This is a genomic window from Ensifer sp. Root31, from assembly GCF_001424825.1.
GTDB lineage: Bacteria > Pseudomonadota > Alphaproteobacteria > Rhizobiales > Rhizobiaceae > Ensifer > Ensifer canadensis.
The window spans coordinates 35,302-52,715 of record NZ_LMCO01000036.1 but is presented as its reverse complement, the minus strand read 5'-3'; the positions used below and the strand labels follow the sequence as shown (position 1 = coordinate 52,715).

General features: G+C 61.2%; 15 protein-coding genes, 1 tRNA gene and 7 pseudogenes. 9 read left to right on the top strand and 14 right to left on the bottom strand.

Annotation, left to right across the window (positions count from 1 at the left end; genetic code table 11):
* Positions 1-23: 23 nt before the first annotated feature.
* Together ASD00_RS27130 and ASD00_RS42010 are read left to right on the top strand one after the other, a co-directional pair.
* A complete protein-coding gene (locus ASD00_RS27130; RefSeq protein ID WP_057210264.1) occupies positions 24-1,019 on the top strand; it encodes a GlxA family transcriptional regulator in 996 nt (331 codons plus the stop codon).
* A gap of 103 nt (positions 1,020-1,122) precedes the next feature.
* Positions 1,123-1,471: pseudogene (locus ASD00_RS42010) on the top strand (conjugal transfer protein TraG); the annotation flags it as partial.
* Between the two features lie 18 nt (positions 1,472-1,489).
* On the opposite strand, the pseudogene ASD00_RS39295 reads toward ASD00_RS42010, so the two are convergent.
* Positions 1,490-1,631: pseudogene (locus ASD00_RS39295) on the bottom strand (transposase); the annotation flags it as partial.
* Positions 1,632-1,759: 128 nt separating this feature from the next.
* Here ASD00_RS39295 and ASD00_RS27120 point away from each other — a divergent pair.
* A complete protein-coding gene (locus tag ASD00_RS27120; RefSeq protein WP_057210243.1) occupies positions 1,760-2,197 on the top strand; it encodes an acetyltransferase in 438 nt (145 codons plus the stop codon).
* 638 nt (positions 2,198-2,835) lie between these two features.
* Here the strand turns inward: ASD00_RS27120 and ASD00_RS27115 are convergent.
* Positions 2,836-3,450 (bottom strand): GNAT family N-acetyltransferase, encoded by a 615-nt coding sequence (locus tag ASD00_RS27115; protein ID WP_244496139.1) that lies wholly within the window; start codon positions 3,448-3,450, stop codon positions 2,836-2,838.
* 41 nt (positions 3,451-3,491) lie between these two features.
* On the opposite strand from ASD00_RS27115, the pseudogene ASD00_RS39285 reads away from it, so the two are divergent.
* Positions 3,492-3,641, top strand: a pseudogene (locus tag ASD00_RS39285) (transposase); the annotation flags it as partial.
* Here ASD00_RS39285 and ASD00_RS42005 read toward each other — a convergent pair.
* The 8 genes and pseudogenes from ASD00_RS42005 to ASD00_RS27085 all read right to left on the bottom strand — a co-directional run.
* A pseudogene (locus tag ASD00_RS42005) lies at positions 3,642-4,021 on the bottom strand (FAD-binding protein); the annotation flags it as partial.
* A 66-nt stretch (positions 4,022-4,087) separates the two neighbouring features.
* A pseudogene (locus ASD00_RS42000) lies at positions 4,088-4,378 on the bottom strand (electron transfer flavoprotein subunit alpha/FixB family protein); the annotation flags it as partial.
* Positions 4,379-4,396: 18 nt separating this feature from the next.
* Positions 4,397-4,669, bottom strand: a pseudogene (locus tag ASD00_RS41995) (electron transfer flavoprotein subunit alpha/FixB family protein); the annotation flags it as partial.
* A gap of 24 nt (positions 4,670-4,693) precedes the next feature.
* Positions 4,694-5,435 (bottom strand): annotated as a pseudogene (locus ASD00_RS27105) (electron transfer flavoprotein subunit beta/FixA family protein).
* Between the two features lie 288 nt (positions 5,436-5,723).
* Positions 5,724-6,518: a rhomboid family intramembrane serine protease gene (locus ASD00_RS27100; protein ID WP_025424628.1), complete on the bottom strand. Its 795-nt coding sequence runs from the start codon at positions 6,516-6,518 to the stop codon at positions 5,724-5,726.
* A 137-nt stretch (positions 6,519-6,655) separates the two neighbouring features.
* Positions 6,656-7,234, bottom strand: coding sequence for a cob(I)yrinic acid a,c-diamide adenosyltransferase (locus tag ASD00_RS27095; protein WP_057210242.1), 579 nt, complete (start codon positions 7,232-7,234; stop codon positions 6,656-6,658).
* A gap of 16 nt (positions 7,235-7,250) precedes the next feature.
* Entirely contained in the window at positions 7,251-7,454 is a 204-nt protein-coding gene (locus ASD00_RS27090) for a twin transmembrane helix small protein (protein WP_025424626.1), read from the bottom strand.
* 23 nt (positions 7,455-7,477) lie between these two features.
* The gene (locus ASD00_RS27085; protein ID WP_025424625.1) at positions 7,478-8,311 is read right to left on the bottom strand and encodes an SDR family oxidoreductase; all 834 of its coding nucleotides are present in this window, start codon (positions 8,309-8,311) and stop codon (positions 7,478-7,480) included.
* A 183-nt stretch (positions 8,312-8,494) separates the two neighbouring features.
* On the opposite strand from ASD00_RS27085, the gene ASD00_RS27080 reads away from it, so the two are divergent.
* Complete coding sequence (locus tag ASD00_RS27080) at positions 8,495-9,376, top strand: YihY/virulence factor BrkB family protein (protein ID WP_025424624.1); 882 nt, start codon at positions 8,495-8,497, stop codon at positions 9,374-9,376.
* A 6-nt stretch (positions 9,377-9,382) separates the two neighbouring features.
* Here ASD00_RS27080 and gluQRS read toward each other — a convergent pair whose 3' ends face one another.
* Positions 9,383-10,273, bottom strand: a complete 891-nt coding sequence (gene gluQRS / locus ASD00_RS27075; RefSeq protein WP_025424623.1) for a tRNA glutamyl-Q(34) synthetase GluQRS — start codon at positions 10,271-10,273, stop codon at positions 9,383-9,385.
* Positions 10,274-10,327: 54 nt separating this feature from the next.
* On the opposite strand from gluQRS, the gene ASD00_RS27070 reads away from it, so the two are divergent.
* Positions 10,328-10,975 (top strand): DNA-3-methyladenine glycosylase, encoded by a 648-nt coding sequence (locus ASD00_RS27070; RefSeq protein ID WP_025424622.1) that lies wholly within the window; start codon positions 10,328-10,330, stop codon positions 10,973-10,975.
* Between the two features lie 107 nt (positions 10,976-11,082).
* Complete coding sequence (locus ASD00_RS27065) at positions 11,083-11,640, top strand: HNH endonuclease (RefSeq protein ID WP_025424621.1); 558 nt, start codon at positions 11,083-11,085, stop codon at positions 11,638-11,640.
* 117 nt (positions 11,641-11,757) lie between these two features.
* Here the strand turns inward: ASD00_RS27065 and ASD00_RS27060 are convergent, their stop codons facing one another.
* Positions 11,758-12,267: a disulfide bond formation protein B gene (locus ASD00_RS27060; RefSeq protein ID WP_057210240.1), complete on the bottom strand. Its 510-nt coding sequence runs from the start codon at positions 12,265-12,267 to the stop codon at positions 11,758-11,760.
* 324 nt (positions 12,268-12,591) lie between these two features.
* On the opposite strand from ASD00_RS27060, the gene ASD00_RS27055 reads away from it, so the two are divergent.
* A tRNA-Leu gene (locus tag ASD00_RS27055) sits at positions 12,592-12,676 on the top strand.
* Positions 12,677-12,930: 254 nt separating this feature from the next.
* Entirely contained in the window at positions 12,931-14,580 is a 1,650-nt protein-coding gene (locus ASD00_RS27050) for an AMP-binding protein (protein ID WP_057210239.1), read from the top strand.
* Between the two features lie 6 nt (positions 14,581-14,586).
* On the opposite strand, the gene ASD00_RS27045 is transcribed toward ASD00_RS27050, so the two are convergent.
* Together ASD00_RS27045 and ASD00_RS27040 are read right to left on the bottom strand one after the other, a co-directional pair.
* Positions 14,587-15,861 (bottom strand): GNAT family N-acetyltransferase, encoded by a 1,275-nt coding sequence (locus ASD00_RS27045; protein WP_025424563.1) that lies wholly within the window; start codon positions 15,859-15,861, stop codon positions 14,587-14,589.
* Entirely contained in the window at positions 15,858-17,279 is a 1,422-nt protein-coding gene (locus ASD00_RS27040) for a lipopolysaccharide biosynthesis protein (protein ID WP_038575631.1), read from the bottom strand. Before ASD00_RS27040 ends, ASD00_RS27045 begins: the two co-directional genes overlap by 4 nt.
* Positions 17,280-17,414: the final 135 nt, after the last annotated feature.

Below are 17,414 nucleotides of genomic sequence, written 5' to 3'. Positions count from 1 at the left end.
TGGCAATCCTAGCGGATCAATTCATGGCGTATTCGCCAATCATCCCTCGGTTCATGCCAAACACTCCTCGCCGAATTGAGATTCTGACCTTCCCAGACAGCCAGCTCCTCGATGTGGCAGGCCCATTGCAGGTCTTTGCAACGGCAAACGATCTGGCTGTGCTCGCTGGCAATGCAAGACCCTATGAGATTGTCGTGGTCGCGCAGAGCGCTCAGGTGACAACATCGTCGGGCCTCCCGTTAGCGGTGTCTCCTCTGTCGTCACCAACTGCACCATTGGACACCCTCGTCGTCGCGGGAGGTTGGGGTGTCAATGTGGCTTGCGAAGACCGGGATCTGGTTGAATGGGTCACAGGCCGCTCCAAGGCTGCGCGGCGCACCGCTTCGGTTTGCAGCGGTGCATTCTTGCTTGCGACGGCTGGAGTCCTTGACGGACGGCGTGTCGTCACCCACTGGCAGCGGTGCGCTGAATTCACGAAACGATTTCCGCTGGTGCGCCTCGATCCTGACCCCATCTTCATCCGTGATGGCGACGTGTGGACATCGGCTGGCGTAACTGCGGGAATTGACCTCGCTTTGGCGCTAATCGAGATTGACCTAGGTCGGAAGGCAGCACTTGATGTTGGAAGGCAGTTGGTGGTTTTTCTGAAGCGGCCGGGTGGACAGTCGCAATTCAGCACTGCCCTTTCCCTCCAGGAAAACAACGGACGTTTCGACCAACTTCACGCTTGGATCATGGAAAACCTGAATGGTACATTGCCGCTCACGGCTCTTGCCGAGCGGGTCAACATGAGCGCACGCAGTTTCTCACGGCATTATCGGCAGGTTACAGGGCGGACGCCAGCACGTGCGGTTGAAGACATCCGGCTCGAAGCCGCCCGGCGATTGCTGGATGAGGGTCTGTCGGTTGCGCGCGTCTCCACGCGTTGTGGTTTCGGATCGCAGGAAACCATGAGAAGAGCTTTCTTGCGCCATTTCGGCACTAGCCCTCAGGCCTATCGGGAGCGTTTTGCCGGTTAGAGAACGGCAGCACCTGGCACGGCTCCCGAGCTCAGTTTAGCTAGCTAGGAGCCGCGCCAAGCGCTTCTTGCTCCGATCTGCCGCCTCTGACACGGCGATGTAGTGGACCGCATGGCGGCTCGGTTTTCAGGCGCAACTCCGCAATCCGTGGTTCGAAAGCTGGCGAGGCTACGGTCCTCCGGCCTTCTTCTGGTGGTGGTTCGTCTTCGACGCCTACGCGCCCGCGATCTTCACCGAGGGCGGCATCACCGCCGGCTCCGGCGGCTTCCTCGCTATCGTCGTCGCCATCATGATGTCGATCATTCGGGCGCGAAAGGCCAGCAATGTCGCCACCTACGGCTCGGTGCGATGGGCGCAAAATCCGACCCGCCGGCCTGCCCGATGGCGTCGTGCTTAGCCGCTACTGCCAAAACTATCTGCGCCATGACGGGACGGAGCATGTGCTGTGCTTCGTTCATAGTGCTGTACTGAAATGGAGCGCCAGAGATCGGCGCCCGGAAGATGCCGTTCAGCACGCGGCGATCATCAACACGCGGCATGCATCGTGGTTTTTTGGGCAGCCAAAGGCTCGATTACGCGCCATTCGACGTCGGTCAGATCATATCGGCTCATACGCAGCCTGAATCAGAATCCTGGGCGGTTGGGTAAGTCCCTTCCGACAAAGGCCGACTTGCCATCTTGATGGAAACCAAATAGGACGCGCCTCGCTTAACTTAATTGAAATTAAAGATGAGACGATAATGATTACAATTAGATCTTCCCGCCCCAGCGATGGTGAGCGAGCAGTCGAAATTTGGCGGGGCGCAGTTGATGCGACGCATGACTTTCTGTCGTCGCAGGATCGCCATGCCATCGACGAGATGGTGTGCGACTTTCTGCCCCAAGCACCGCTCTGGCTTGCCGTGGATGCTAATGATTACCCGCTCGCCTTCATGCTCATTGACAACGGACACATGGAGGCACTGTTCGTCGATCCAGCTTGTCGCGGAACTGGTATTGGCGCTGCGCTCGTGCGTCACGGCCTTGCGCTTCATCCAAAAATGACGACTGACGTCAATGAACAGAACGGTCAAGCAATTTGCTTCTATGAAAAAATGGGGTTCAGGCGTACAGGCCGTTCGCCACTCGACGGGCAAGGCAGGCCTTATCCGCTTATCCACTTGGAACATATAAGCTAATTGTTCGCCCGCTAACCATCAATCTCGATCGCATAACGCCGAATTTAATGGGTTCACGACCCAAGCAAAAGATCGGCGTTATTTAAGGACTTACACAACGGCGGCAAGAGCCGGCCTTGATCATCTCTAGGCGACGGCCTCTTTTGCTTCTACCCCTCAGAATAGGAGTGATCATTAGGCAGGCGTGGCCGCCAGGGTCACCTCAGATAATGCGCAGTCTTCGCCCTTGTGTCGATGAGTATGCGCGCGTTGACCTAACTTCGCCGGCGACCAGCCCCAGATTGTCGAACTTGCCGATCGAGCCAGGTGGGACGCGACGACATTCCGATCGGTGCGAGACATTCGCCAGCATCCAAGGTTGAGACATCTTTGGTCGTAGAGGGCCAACTCTCTCGAGTTGCGCTCGTTCAGGTATCAATGAAACGCCGAAAACCAAACCAGGACAGAACCGTCAGATTATCCGCTGACGGGTAGCTTGGCAGACGGGCGCTGAGGTTGTTTGGCGCCCAGTTTCGTCCGTGCTAGCAACTTGGAGCCTTGCTATCTCCGGCGGAGCCGCCCCTCAAACTCACTTTCCCGCCGCTGCGATGTGTGCCGTTGCAGTGGCAATAACCCACCGTTTGCCGAGGCTAGTAGGATCATTTATCCAACAACAACCATTCGTCCTTACGGATACGGCTGATATGCTCGGTCCGGTAGTCGTTCATGAGCTGGTTGAACTTTTTGTCGTCCGTGTATTGATGTTTGAAGCCGCACTTGGCCTGCGCCTTGAATGATTTTTCATTTTCGGCAGAGTATCCACACCACAACGCGTCGATGTTCAAGTCTTCAAAGGCATGGCGCATGAGCTCCTTCACGGCTTCCGGAATGAAGCCTTGTCCCCAGAAGGGCACACCGATCCAATAGGCAACTTCAGCCTCACTTTCGGCTATGTCAAAATTACTGTCCTTTCCAATCAGCAGCCCCACCATGCCTATGGCGATATCGTCTTCCTTCAGTGCCACCGCATACACCTCGGCTTGTGAGAAGACGGTCTGAATAACTTCGAGACTGTGCGCAACACTGGCATGGGCCGGCCAGCCTGCAATGGGGCCGACGCGCTCGTCGCTCGCATGCTGATAAAGACTTGGCGCATCGTTGGCCTGCCAGGGCCGCATGATGAGGCGTTCAGTGGTTAGCATGATCTCTCTTTCGCTTGTCGATAGTAAGCGCGAATTTCCCCGCACCTTCTGTGATTGAGTGAGCTTTGGCATGAGGTGTCCACCTAAAAGAGGTGGACACCAAATGATGGAAGAAGGTCAATGGTCGGAATGGACGACGCCGGTTCGATCCGGCATCGAAAGACCGTCTTATCGCGGCCTGCCTTGAACCTGGCGCATCAGTATCGAAACTTGCGCTCCAACACGGGGTCAACGCGAACCTCGTTTGGAAATGGATAAGAGCTTCAAACCGCTTTTGTCAGCTCCGGCAGGGCTTCGAACAGGTCGGCGACGAGGCCGTAGTCGGCAACCTGGAAGATCGGTGCCTCCTCGTCCTTGTTGATGGCGACGATCACCTTCGAGTCCTTCATGCCGGCCAGATGCTGGATCGCACCGGAGATGCCGCAGGCAATGTAGAGATCGGGGGCAACCACCTTGCCGGTCTGGCCGACCTGCCAGTCGTTCGGGGCATATCCGGCGTCGACTGCCGCACGCGATGCACCGACGGCTGCGCCGAGCTTGTCGGTAACCGGCAGGATCACTTCCTTGAATTTTTCCGACGAGCCGAGTGCACGGCCGCCCGAGATGATGATCTTGGCCGAGGTCAGCTCCGGACGATCCGACGNGACGAGCCGAGTGCACGGCCGCCCGAGATGATGATCTTGGCCGAGGTCAGCTCCGGACGATCCGACGACGACAGCGCGTCGGCAACGAAGCTCGACAGGTTGTTCAAAAGAGCTGCCGTCGAGAGTTCCTCGACGGCAGCAAGCGGGCCTTGGGAGGCCGGGGAAAAGGACGCGGTGCGCACGGTGATGACCTTCTTGGCCTCGGTCGTCTGCACCGTCTGGATGGCGTTGCCGGCATAGATCGGACGCTTGAAGGTATCGGCGGAAACCACCTCGGTGATTTCCGAAACCTGGGCGACATCGAGAAGCGCTGCAACCCGCGGCAGGACGTTCTTGCCGACCGAAGTAGCAGCAGCCTGCTGCTACTTCGGTCNAGCAGCAGCAAGGATGGTGTCGTAATTGCCCGACAGCGAAACGATCAGCGCCGCCAAGGGTTCGGCCAGATTGTTGGCAAGGCTTGCATCCTCGGCCACCAGCACCTTGGCAACGCCGGAAAGCTTGGCGGCCTGGTCGGCWGCCGCCTTGGCRCCGGCACCGGCCACCAGCACATGCACGTCTCCGCCGATTTTGGCGGCCGCCGTCAGCGCCTTTTCGGTCTGGGCGGAAAGGTGGCTGCCGTCGTGATCAGCCAGAAGCAGAATAGCCATGGTTTTGTTCTCCCTTTCCAGTGCTCAGAGTACGCCGGCTTCGGTCTTGAGCTTCTCGACYAGCTCGGCCACCGACTTGACCTTGATGCCGGCCTTGCGGCCTTCCGGCTCCTCGGTCTTCAGCACCTTCAGCCGCGCCGTGGTGTCGACGCCGAAGTCGGCAGGGGTCTTTTTGTYGAGCGGCTTYTTCTTCGCCTTCATGATGTTGGGAAGCGAGGCATAACGCGGCTCGTTCAGGCGCAGGTCGGTGGTCACCACCGCCGGCAGCTTGATGTCRATCGTCTGCAGGCCGCCGTCGACCTCGCGCGTCACCCTTGCTRTGCCCTCTGGTGCCTTGCCGTCACCGATCTCGACCTTGGAGGCAAAGGTGCCCTGGGCCCAGCCCAAGAGCGCCGACAGCATCTGGCCGGTCTGGTTCGAGTCATCATCGATCGCCTGCTTGCCGACGATGATCAGCCCCGGCTGTTCGGCCTCGGCCACACCCTTGACGATCTTGGCAACAGTGAGCGGCTCGACCTGGTCGTCGGTCTCGACCAGGATCGCCCGRTCGGCGCCCATGGCGAGCGCCGTCCTGAGCGTTTCCTCGGCCTTGGCCGGACCGACCGAGACGACCACGACCTCGTCGGCCTTGCCGGCTTCCTTCAGCCTCGTCGAACGGGTTCATCGACATCTTCACGTTGGCAAGCTCGACACCCGAGCCGTCAGCCTTCACCCGGATCTTGACGTTGTAGTCAACCACCCGCTTRACCGTCACAAGTATTTTCATGGATTCTTCCCTCCAAGAGCTTTCGCAGGAAAATGCGCCTTAACGGAGCCGCCTGATTGTCGGTTGGCGACATCGATACGCGTTTTTTCTCCAATTACAATCACTGTGCATGACGCTAAATCGATATAATCCCGAGAATTGGAATAACGTTTACGTACACGTAAGAAAGTGAGCTGACAAGACCTCTTCGCAGATGCGGCATGCCGGTTCTTTCGCGATCATGCGGCGACGATCAAGCCTTTGAAATGGTGACGAAACCGGGGCGCTGGAAATGCCAAGCCGGCGGTTTCAAACGGTTGGTCGACCCCAGGGTGTCGGCGGCTTCCGCGTTTCCGGCGTGGGTTGCGGCGTGACGACGACGGACTCCACCTTATGCTCGACGGCGCGCGGCGTGACGATCGTCCGGTCGAAGAGCGGCACGCCGCGGCGTCGCAAAATGACCACGAGGACAAGCCCGGCAACGATGCCGCCGACATGGGCGCTCCACGAGACGCCGCTGCCCGGATCGACCACCAGCATGAAGAATTGCTGCCCGATCCAGAAGGCGAGCGGAATGGCCGCCGGCAGGGGCAGGGGGATGCGGAAAAACACCAGCACCCAGACGCGCACCTTCGGATGCAACAGGAAATAGGCGGCGACCACGCCGGAGATCGCACCCGATGCGCCGATCAGAGGCGCTTCCGATGCCGGGTCGAACAGGCCATGGGCCAAGGCCCCGGCAGCGGCACAGGCAAGGTAGAACAGCAGAAAGCGAAAGTGCCCGAGCGCATCTTCGACATTGTCGCCGAACACCCAGAGAAACAGCATGTTCATCGCCAGATGCATGAAGCCGCCATGCAGGAAGGAATAGGTGATGAAGGTGAAACCGTCGGGCACGATGATCAGCGACGGATCGAGCTGGGCATAATCGAAGATGAGCGCCGGGATATAGCCGAAGCCCAGAAGCGTCGCGTTGGCGAACTCTTCCGTGGCGATCGGCCCGGTTATCAGCCAAACAACGATGTTGATGACAATCAGGCTGATCGTCACATACTGAACCTTGATGTGCTTCAGGGTGTTCTTATCGTGAAGCGGTATGAACATGCGGTCTCCCGAAGCGTGATTCTACGGCGCCGCGCCTGTCCAGACGCGCAATGGTCGCCGTAACACTTTGTTTTACTGCACAGTCTCACCTTTTAATCGAGCCCGACTTAAGGGTGAGATTGTGCAGTGGGGAAACGTTATCTGTTTTTGCCGGGAATCCAAAGGACGTCGGCATGGCCCTTGTCGTTTGTCCAACGGGCGGCGACGAACAGGAAATCCGACAGCCGGTTGATATATGCGATCGCCTCGCGGCTGACGATTTCGGCTTCGAGCTGGGCAAGTGCCACCATCTGCCGTTCGGCACGCCGGGCGACGGTTCGCGCCACATGCAGTGCGGCCGATGCGGCGCTGCCGGCCGGCAGAACGAAGGAGCGCAGGGGTTCGAGATCGGCGTTCAGCCGATCGATTTCGGTTTCGAGCCAGGTGACTTGGCTTGCGACGATGCGAAGCGGCTCGTATTCCGGCTTCTCGCCGGTGTCGGGTGTCGCGAGATCGGCGCCGAGATCGAAGAGATCGTTCTGGATCCGCATCAAGGTGGCATCGAGATCGGCGACATCGGCGGTGTGTTGCCGGGCAAGCCCGACAAAGGCGTTGGTCTCGTCGACTGCGCCATAGGCATCGACCCTGAGATCGCTCTTCAGGCGGCGCGGACCGGAGACGAGCCCGGTGGTGCCGTTGTCGCCCGTCCGGGTGTAGATCTTGTTGAGCTTGACCATGGTGTCGTCACGTTCCTTAGGCGGGGCGGCCGCCGCCGGTGATCCATAGCGTCAGCATGATCAATACGATCGCGACTGCCTGCAGCAGTACACGGGCCTGCATCAGCTTGTTGGATTTGCTGCTGCTGCCACCCCTCATCATGTTCAAGAGGCCGCGGATCAGAACGATGACGACCAGCCCCATGACGAACAGGGTCAGGCCGGTGACGAAACTGGACATCGAATGCTCCCTTGCGTTTTCACTCAGCCGAGTCGGCCGATAATGCGGTAAAACAATGCTGCCGGCAGGAGCTTCTTCAGGAACGCGCCCTGCTTGGCGGGCCTTGTTACAATATAGTGCGGTTTCGGTCTCTTTGCCGCCAGCGCGTGCTTTAGGACTGCATATACGGCATCCGGTCCAAGCTTGCCCGCGACCGGTTTGCTCTCGCCTTTCAGGCGACGCATCTGCCGCTCGTACTCGGCGCGGTGGACCGAATTCTTCAGGTCGATGAAGCGCTCGATATAGGTCACGGCATTGGCGGTGAATTTCGAGGCGATCGGCCCCGGCTCGATCAGGCTGACCTTGATGCCACTTCCGGCGAGTTCCATTCTCAGGGTCAGCGACAGCGCCTCGATCGCAAACTTCGATGCGTTATAGGCGCCGCGCCAGCGGTAGGGCACAATGCCGAGGATGGAGGAGCATTGCACGATGCGGCCGCTTCCGCGCGCCCGCATGGCGGGGATCACCCGGCGCGTCAGGTCGTGCCAGCCGATGACATTGGTTTCGAGCTGCAGCCGGAGCGCCTCGGTCGGCAGGTCCTCGACCGCGCCGGCTTGGCCGTAGGCGCCGTTGTTGAACAGCGCATCGATGCGCCCGCCCGAGCGCGCCATCACCGCTTCGACCAGGGCGGCGATCGTTTCCGGCTTGGTATAGTCCATCAGGAAGGTCTCGATGCCTTGGCTTTCAAGGGCGCCTCGATCTTCGTCACGGCGCACGGTCGCAAACACCCGCCAGCCGTCCGCATGCAGCGCGTGGGCGCAATGGGCGCCGATCCCGGATGAACAACCGGTGACAATGATTGTGGGACGATCGGACATCCTGTCGATTCCTGTAGCAATCCTGCCCCCGTTTCCCATATTCATCGGCGGGATACAATTGAATTGCGCGAGCCGAAACCCGTGTACGCTGTCGCGGTCGGACGAGCGTCAATGCCATGGAACGGCGCCGCAGGATCCGCATGCGAAGGCACGCGACCGCGGCGCCACTGGGCCGGAGTGGAAATGCCAGCGTTTATTCGCATCACCTGGAAAGTCGTGTTCGATGCGCTATGGCACTTCAGTCTGGACGACGGCTGGGCCATGGCGAGCCATGTGGCGCTTTCGTCCCTGCTTGCTGTCTTCCCCTTCCTGATTTTCGGCACGGCGCTCGGCAGCTTCCTTGGTGCCGATCAGTTTGCCGAGACTGCGGTCCATCTCATTTTCGACGCCTGGCCGGAATCGATCGCGACCCCGATCGCCAACGAGATCGTCCAGGTGTTGACCATTCCGCGTGGCGGCCTGTTGACCGTTTCGGTGCTCGCGGCCGCCTATTTCGCCTCGAATGGGGTCGAGGCCTTGCGGGTCTCGCTCAACCGCGCCTACCGGGTGACGGAAAGCCGCTACTGGTATGTGACGCGCCTTGCCAGCCTCGGGTTTGTGATTGCCGGGGTGCTGATCCTGGCGGCGCTGAGCATCCTGCTCGTCGCCGTGCCGCTGGCGCTTCGTTATGCCGGCGAATGGCTGCCCTGGCTCGACGGCGTGCTGGCAACCGTCGACAACTGGAGTCTGCCACTGGCCCTGGTCGTGGTGACGGGCGGGCTCCTGGTGTCGCATCTCTGGCTACCGGACGGTCACCGCAAAGTGATTGACGTGCTGCCCGGTATTTTCTTGACGCTGCTCTGCTGGACGATCGGCGGCTACACCTTCGCCTATTATCTTTCGACCTTTGCGACCTATGTCTCGACCTATGCCGGTCTCGCTTCGATCATGATCGTACTGGTGTTCCTCTATATGGTCGCGGCGATCTTCATCATCGGCGCAGAGATCAATGCGGCGATCCTCAAATACCGGGTCAAGCGCATGGTGCGGCGCAGCTTCCAGAGCCCCCGCACTACCGAGGACTGAATTCCATCAGAGGACCAAAGCACGGATGTCGGCCGGCGAGCGGCCGGCCTCGCGGAAGGCCGAGATGCCAGTGTCACGATTGCTCTTGGAAAGCTTGCGGCCGTCGGCGCCGAGCAGTAGGCGGTGATGGTGGTAGACCGGCTCCGGCAGGTCCAGCAGCCGCTGCAGCAGGCGGTGCACCGCGGTTGCATGATAAAGGTCGCGGCCGCGCACCACGTGCGTTATGCCTTGCAGTGCATCGTCGACGATAACAGACAGATGGTAGCTCGACGGCGCATCGGAGCGCGACAGGATGATGTCGCCCCAGGCCGCCGGATCCGCCGTTATGAGGCCCGTCTCTCCATCTGGCCCGCTGCCGGTTTCCTGCCAGGTCAGCGGCGGTGCGCCCGCCGCAAGCACCGCCTTTTTCATGTCCAGCCGCCAGGCATGGGGCTTGTCGCCGGCAACGATGGCATTGCGCGCATCGGCCCCCAGATCGCGCTCGCGCTCTGGGTAGAGCGGCGCGCCGTCCGGATCGCGCGGCCAGGCATTGCCGCGGGCTTCGGCATCGGCAACCGCCGCCTTGATCTCGCCGCGCGACAGGACCGAGGGATAGACGAGGCCCATGTCGTTCAGCCGCTGGAGTGCGGACGCATATAGGTCGAGGTGGTCCGATTGCCGGCGCACCGGCTGTTCCCATTCAAGCCCGAGCCAGGCGAGATCGCTAGAGATCGCGGCCTCGAATTGCGGATGGCAGCGCGTCCGGTCGATATCCTCGATGCGCAACAGGAACCGTCCGCCCGACGCTTTTGCCATATCGTGGTTGAGGATTGCCGACAGCGCGTGGCCCAGATGCAAAAGGCCGTTCGGGCTCGGTGCGAAACGGAAAACGGGTTGCGTGGATGACGTGTCTGCCATCGTTTCCCTTTGGCATGGAAGCGGTATAAAAATCATCCGCTTTTTGGAGGCGCCATGCGGATCATCCGAACACATGAGGACATCGAGGCGGGGCTTGCCGGCCTGATGATGCTCGACGCCCGTCTCGAACATGTCGTGGCCAGGGCCGGGCCGGTGCCGCTCAGGCGAACCGACCCAGGCTATCGTGGTATCGCCAGCATCATCGTGTCGCAGATGGTATCGAAGGCAAGCGCTGCGGCGATCTGGAAACGCATGGAAGCCTCGCTCGGCGAGATTACCGCACCTGCCGCCCTGACGCTCAGCGACGAGGATTGCCGGGCGATCGGGCTTTCCCGCGCCAAGGCCGATGCGCTGAGGCGGGTTGCGCAGGTGGTCGTTGCCGGCGAAATCGACCTCGACGCGATCTGCAATGTCGAAGCCCCGGAGGCGATCCGCGAGCTGACGACCATCAAGGGCGTCGGCCGCTGGACGGCGGAGGTCTATCTCTTGTTTTGTGCCGGGCATCCGGATGTCTTTCCATCCGGCGATGTCGCGCTTCAGAACGCGATCGGCCACGGGCTCGGTCTCGAACTGCGCCCGACCGCCCGCGAGATTGATTCGCTGGCCGCGTCCTGGGCGCCTTGGCGCAGCGTCGCGGCACGTCTGTTCTGGGCCTATTACGCCCAAGAAATGCGGCGGGATGCTGTTCCTGTGACACCTTGAAGGAAAAAGCGAATCCGTTGTTCGCTTTTTTCTTTCCGGCTTCACAATCCTGTTGCAACGGGCCTAATATAGAAGGTGCAGATGCCGAATCGATCAGGAGAATACGCTTGACGATTGCAGTCTCACCGCAGGCCTTACCAGCGCTCGTCTTGAACGCTGACTATCGGCCGCTGAGTTATTACCCCTTGTCGCTCTGGTCCTGGCAGGACGCGATCAAGGCCGTCTTCCTTGACCGTGTGATTATCCTTGCGGAATACGAGCATTCGGTCTCCTCGCCCAGCTTCTCGATGCGGTTGCCGAGCGTGGTTTGCCTCAAGAGCTACGTGCAGCCGTCGCGTCATCCGGCGTTCACCCGGTTCAACGTCTTCCTGCGCGACAAGTTCGAATGCCAGTATTGCGGCACGCCCGACGACCTGACCTTCGACCACGTGGTGCCCCGCGCCCATGGTGGCCAGACGACCTGGGAAAACGTCGTTGCGGCCTGCTCGCCCTGCAATTTGCGCAAGGGCAGCAAGCTGCCGAAGCAGGCCGGCATGTTCCCGCACCAGAGGCCCTACCAGCCAACGGTGCAGGACCTGCACAACAATGGCCGGCTTTTCCCGCCGAACCACCTGCATGAAAGCTGGATGGACTATCTCTACTGGGATGTCGAACTGCAGCCCTGAGGCATTTGGACCATTGCTTTCTGGACGAAGTCCGGCCCTGAGCTGGGGCATGGAGCACGCCGCGTGATCCTTCATCATGCGGCGTTACTTTTGGGTCGGCCGTTCCGGCCTCGCAGATCAGGCCTTTGCGGCGCCGCGCAAGGCGATCGCTGCAAAGATCAGGCTGGCAATCACGTTCCAACCGGCAAAGGACAAGCCGAGCACCCGAAGCGCCGCCTCGGTGCAGGACGGGCCGTGCTTGGAATCGAGGTCGCCCAGGAGATCGCCGACATTGGACGATACGCCCTGCGCTGTCGTGGCGCAGGTCGACGGACCTTCCCAGAAGCCCCATTCGGCGCCCGAGTGATAGACGCCCATGCCGGCGCCGACGAGCATCAGGATGCCGATCGCCAGAAGCAGGGTGCGCGTCGTCCAGGTCGGCAGCTTCAAGGCGCTGGTGATAACAGCCAGAATGCCGAGCGGAATGCCGTAGTAGTAGGGATCGCGCTGCAGCAGGCAGAGCGCACAGGGGATATATCCGCCGATATGCTCGAAACCGAGCGCACCGCCGACGGTCGTCGCCATGCCGAGCGTCAGGAGAACGGCGATGAACAGGTGGTGGCGGGTAGCGGTGGAAGCGTCGATCATGCGTACCTCATGCTGGAAAGCATAACGGATCAGTATCCGGCATATGCTGCATTGCAACTGAATAAGGCCTTCTTAGGTGCGACGGCGCGTGCTGTAAATCGCGTCCTCTGCGTCATGTTTGCACGCTTTCGTGATTGTCGCTCCGCCAAGCCGTGTCGCGATCTCTTGGGATCGCTTGCCGCACGTTTGCGTTCCTGCTTTTGTGCATGCCGTAGTCGCAAAACCGGTGCACACTTTTGGGCGACGTGCTTTCGTTGAAATTGATGGTTGACCACGGCAAAAACCTTCGTGTAAATCCCAGCCGCTGATATCTTATATCCCTGAGCCCCATTGGCGGAATTGGTAGACGCGCTCGACTCAAAATCGAGTTCCGAAAGGAGTGCTGGTTCGACCCCGGCATGGGGCACCATCACTCAGTTTTTCCCGCACCGGTCGATCCCGCATCCCATCTTTGACGTCCGTGAGTGGCGAATCTGTCTACTGCCCGCTTGATGCGAGCCACTGCAACAGGGGCGCCATCGGCAACATCCTGCTGACCATCCTCGGGCCTGCAATCGTGGCGCTGACATAGACAGTGAGGTCGCCCTCGTCATGCCGGGTCATTGAACAGAGGCGGGCGAAGATGTTAGGTGCAGTGCAGCAGAAGTCTGTTGCGGCGGGGCCATGTTACCGACAATCGAGAATTACGACGAACTCTACGGCGCTTTCCAGTGGCAGATCCCCGAGAAGTTCAACATCGGCGTTGCGGTGAGCGATGCCTGGGCGGCAAAAGAGCCGGAGCGCATCTGCCTTCAGCATTTCAACCCGGATGGCGGCCATCGAACGCTGACTTACGGCGCCTTCTCCCAGCAATCCTCGGCCTTCGCGCGCGGGCTTGAACGCCAGGGGATCAGGCCGGGGGACCGGGTGGCGATATTGCTGCCACAAGGGTTCGAGGCTGCCATCGCGCACGCCGCCATCTACAAGCTCGGCGCGATCGCCCTGCCGCTGGCCCTGCTGTTTGGAGTAGAGGCGTTGGAGTACCGCCTGCTGGACGCAGGTGCTGCGGCAATCGTCACCAATGCTTTCGGTCATGAGCGGGTCGCGGCCATCCGTGACCGGCTGCCGGATCTACGGCTGGTCGTGCTGGCCGGCGCCGAACGCGTTCCCGGCACGCTCGACTTCACCGACCTTGCCTCAGGCGATGCCGATGGTTTTGTTGCCGCCGATACCACGCCCGACGATGCGGCATTGATGATCTACACCTCAGGGACGACAGGGCCGCCCAAGGGCGCGCTGCATGGCCACCGGGTACTGCTCGGCCATCTGCCGGGGTTTCAGTTTCACCATCATTTCCTGCCGCAACCGGGTGATCGGATGTGGACGCCTGCGGACTGGGCCTGGGCGGGCGGATTGCTGAACGCGCTCTTGCCTTCGCTGCTGCTCGGCGTCCCCGTCGTCTCGTCACCGGCGCAGAAGTTCGATCCGGACACCGCCTTTCGCATTCTGGAAGAGATGGATGTCCGCAACGCCTTCATTCCGCCGACGGCGCTGCGGCTGATGAAGGCGATCGAAATGCCACGCGAGCGATATCGTCTCAACCTCAGAACCATCGGCTCGGCCGGCGAGGCGCTCGGGCGCGAAACCTTCGAATGGGCCAGGGCCGCGCTCGGCCTCGATGTCAGCGAGTTCTATGGCCAGACGGAGTGCAACATCGTCATTTCGTCCGCCGCTGATCTCGGTGTGGTAAAGCCTGGCTCGATGGGCAAGGCGGCGCCGGGGCATCGCGTGGCGATCATCGATGCCGACGGCCGGGAGTTGCCGGCGGGAGCCGTCGGCCAGGTGGCGATCCGACGGCCGGATCCGGTGATGTTTCTCGGCTACTGGAAGAACGACAAGGCCACCGAAGCAAAGTTCATCGGCGACTGGATGACAACCGGCGACCAGGGCGTGATGGACGGCGAAGGTTATTTCACCTTCTTCGGGCGCGATGACGACGTGATCACCTCTTCGGGCTATCGCATCGGTCCTGGAGAGATCGAGGACTGCCTTGCCGGCCATCCGGATGTGCAGCTGGCCGCGGCCGTCGGAAAGCCCGACGCGCTGCGCACGGAAATCGTCAAGGCCTATGTCGTTCTGAGACCGGGTGTGGCTGGCGACGAAAAGACGGCCCAGTCCGTCCGCGACTGGGTGAAGACGCGGCTGTCGATGCACGAATATCCGCGCGAGATCGCCTTCGTAGACAGCCTGCCGCTGACGACATCGGGCAAGGTCATTCGCCGGTTCCTGCGCGAGCGGGCAGCGGCGGAGCCGCCGCACTCACCCTCGGCCTGAACGAGGTCACCGCCCGGCGAGCGCCTTGATCTTTTCGCGCAGCATCCGCGCCATGTTGCGGGTGTTGCGGTAGAGGTGCAGCTGGGCAGCGACCTGGCGGACGTCGCGGTCGCGCGTCTGCTGCAGGCCGATGACGAGTGTTCCCATCTCTTCGCGTTCCTGCCAGAAGCGGCTCATGATCGGGTGGTCGGGAACGGCGCAGGAATCCGAGCGGGCGATGTTGGCGTCATCGAGGTGCCATTCGGTCAGCTCCGCCAGCAGCAGCTTGCCGGGCGAAAACTTCGCGTAACGTTCGTCGTAGGCCGTCTTCCATGTATAGGCCTCGCCCGACATCAGGAACACCACCATCGAGGCGATCGCCTTGCCGTCGAGATCGAGCGTGTGGATGCGGACGCTGTCTGCTTCGGCGAGGTTGGTGATTGCCTCGCGGGCAAAGGCTGCGCGGAACCGGTCCAGCACCATGGCGCTCCGCTCGCGACCCTTCCAGCCGGACGCTTCCAGCGCAAGGAACTCCTCCATGCGAATGCGGATCTCGCTCGGCTGGCGCGCGACCGAATAGGCAAGCTGCCCGCGTTTTTCCAGCTGATTCCATTGGCGTCGCAATTCGCGGAAATGTGCCGGGCTGATCGATTTCTTCAGATAAGTCGGACCGTCGAGCAGGCTTTCGAGCATCGGCCGGCTGAACGTGTCGGTTACCGTCAGCGGCAGGTTCCGGCCGATGGCGACGGCGCGCGCCAGCTGCGCGAACTTGCCCTTGAGGCGTAGATCCGGCAGCACGAGAACCGGGGGGAGGCTTGCCGACGGATTGGTCAGGGCCTCGAACAGGTTGTCGATGGTTTCGGCGGCGTCTTCGGCATCGAGCAGCGGCACGCCAAGCGGACCGAAGGGATTGGACCAGGCGCGGATGATCGAGGCGCCAATCGAAAAACCGGGCTTCTCGATCGAATACGGCATCAGGAAGCGCATGCGGCTGCGGCGCTCGTCATTGTCCCTTATGATGGCCAGCCGGATCACGCGTTCCTCGAGCCTGGGCATCGCCGGCGCCAGGAAATGGCCGGTGAAGAACACGTTCGGCTCAAGCGCCCGGTTCGACAGGAAGTCGAGCTCACGCTGCAATTCGTAGCCGGCCTTGGCCGGGTAGATCGAAAGATGCCGTCCGGGGCGCCCGACCTCGAGCATGTGCTCGGCCTGCGGATGGGAGTGGCCCATCGGTGCCAGCCCGCCAAGAATGCGAGCAGCCCTATCGTCTGCGTCAGCGGGAAGATTGGTATTGCCGATCATGGATGGATCGCCCCGTTGTTGTCATGGCTCGAACGCCCGCTTGCGAAAGCGAAGAGTGCGAAGCCAAAGGTGCGCCTTACGGCGAAATGAAGCAGCATAGCCTCGACGAACATAGCACCGGCGGTTGCAAATGCAGCACCGGTTAGTCCGAAAAGTGGAATGAGGCACAAGTTTAGCGTGATGTTGGCCACCAGTGCGCCGGCGTAAAGGATCACGCAGAGCATCTGCTGGCCGGCCATCGTCAGCAGGATTTCGGCAGGTCCGATGAAGGCCTTGGCCATGATGCCGGCAAAGAGGATGGCCATCAGCGGCAGCCCGCCGAGGAAAGCGGGACCGAAGAGCGAGAGCAGGAAGGGGCCGGCAAGCAGGACCGCTGCGCCGACCATGAGCGACGGCCAGAATGCCCAGCGCGCGCTTTCGACGGCGATGCCTGCCAATTGCCTGCGGTCGCGTGCGGCCATGGCGCCTGCAATCCGTGGGCCGGCGGCCGCCTTGACTGCGAACATGACGAAGTGCACCAGCGCCATCGTCTTGGCGGCGGCGAAATAGACCGCGACATCGTCGGGCTTGAGATAGACGCCGACGATGACGACGTCGGAATTGGTGAGCAGGAAGCCAAAGCCGTCGATCAGGAAGATCGGCACCGCGACCTTGAGCCATCGTCCCATTTCGATGCGAAGCGGGCCGCTGACATAGCGCGAACGCAGGCGCCAGGTGAGGGCGAGGAATTGGCTGACGGTCGTGACATAGGCGGCGGCCATGGCTGCCGCGATGGCGGTCGGCGCCGTATGCGGCTCGCCCATCGTTGTTGCCAGCACCATGAAACCGAGCACAAGCAGCGGGCGAATGATGAATGTCGGGCTCATTGCCGAAAGCGGCCAGCCATGGGCGCGGGCGGTGCCGTCCATCACATCGCCAAGCGCGATCATCGGCAATGTGAACAGGCCGAGATAGAGCGGAACGAGATAGTAGTCCTCGATCCGGTCGGCGAAGAGCCACAACCCCAGGAAGCCGACGATGGCCAGTGTGCTTGCCGACATCAGCGCAAAGATCCGGGCGGTGGTCGTCAGCCCGCGAATTTCAGCGAGCGCGGAGGTTGCCTGATACTCAGGCAGGAAGCGGATGACGGCGGAATGGAAGCCGACGCAGGACAGGTTGCCGAACAGGATCACCAACACCCAGACGAAGACGAAGATGCCGTATTCGAACTCGCCCATCAGGCGTGCAAGAATGATCTGGGAGAGGAATGCGATTGCGGCGCTGAGGATGCGGATGACGAAGGCGACAAGCGCCATACGTCGCGCCGTATTCTTCGGGTCCTGTTCGGTCAGGGCGGCGACCAGCACGCCGATGAGCGGAGACAGGCGGTGTCGCAGCGCCGACGGCAGCATTCGTCCGGCTGTTTGACATACCGCCATGAACACGAGAACACCCTGAGATTACGCAATACAGGGTTTGGTTGTGCCAGATCAGCGTTAACAAACGGTTCAGTCGGGGTCCTTGCCTCAGGGAAAGGGGCCGATCGGATGCTGCTGGATCGCCGGCCGTGAGCA

Bases quoted from the DNA above. Each gene is read 5' to 3' on its own strand.
- ASD00_RS27070 (WP_025424622.1), top strand. From the start codon at position 10,328: ATGCGGATCATCCGAACACATGAGGACATCGAGGCGGGGCTTGCCGGC.
- ASD00_RS27095 (WP_057210242.1), bottom strand. From the start codon at position 7,234: ATGGTCAAGCTCAACAAGATCTACACCCGGACGGGCGACAACGGCACC.
- ASD00_RS27090 (WP_025424626.1), bottom strand. From the start codon at position 7,454: ATGTCCAGTTTCGTCACCGGCCTGACCCTGTTCGTCATGGGGCTGGTC.
- ASD00_RS27080 (WP_025424624.1), top strand. From the start codon at position 8,495: ATGCCAGCGTTTATTCGCATCACCTGGAAAGTCGTGTTCGATGCGCTA.
- ASD00_RS27130 (WP_057210264.1), top strand. From the start codon at position 24: ATGGCGTATTCGCCAATCATCCCTCGGTTCATGCCAAACACTCCTCGC.
- ASD00_RS27045 (WP_025424563.1), bottom strand. From the start codon at position 15,861: ATGATCGGCAATACCAATCTTCCCGCTGACGCAGACGATAGGGCTGCT.
- ASD00_RS27120 (WP_057210243.1), top strand. From the start codon at position 1,760: ATGATTACAATTAGATCTTCCCGCCCCAGCGATGGTGAGCGAGCAGTC.
- ASD00_RS27060 (WP_057210240.1), bottom strand. From the start codon at position 12,267: ATGATCGACGCTTCCACCGCTACCCGCCACCACCTGTTCATCGCCGTT.
- ASD00_RS27085 (WP_025424625.1), bottom strand. From the start codon at position 8,311: ATGTCCGATCGTCCCACAATCATTGTCACCGGTTGTTCATCCGGGATC.
- ASD00_RS27050 (WP_057210239.1), top strand. From the start codon at position 12,931: ATGTTACCGACAATCGAGAATTACGACGAACTCTACGGCGCTTTCCAG.
- ASD00_RS27115 (WP_244496139.1), bottom strand. From the start codon at position 3,450: ATGCCAAAGCTCACTCAATCACAGAAGGTGCGGGGAAATTCGCGCTTA.
- ASD00_RS27100 (WP_025424628.1), bottom strand. From the start codon at position 6,518: ATGTTCATACCGCTTCACGATAAGAACACCCTGAAGCACATCAAGGTT.
- gluQRS (WP_025424623.1), bottom strand. From the start codon at position 10,273: ATGGCAGACACGTCATCCACGCAACCCGTTTTCCGTTTCGCACCGAGC.
- ASD00_RS27040 (WP_038575631.1), bottom strand. From the start codon at position 17,279: ATGGCGGTATGTCAAACAGCCGGACGAATGCTGCCGTCGGCGCTGCGA.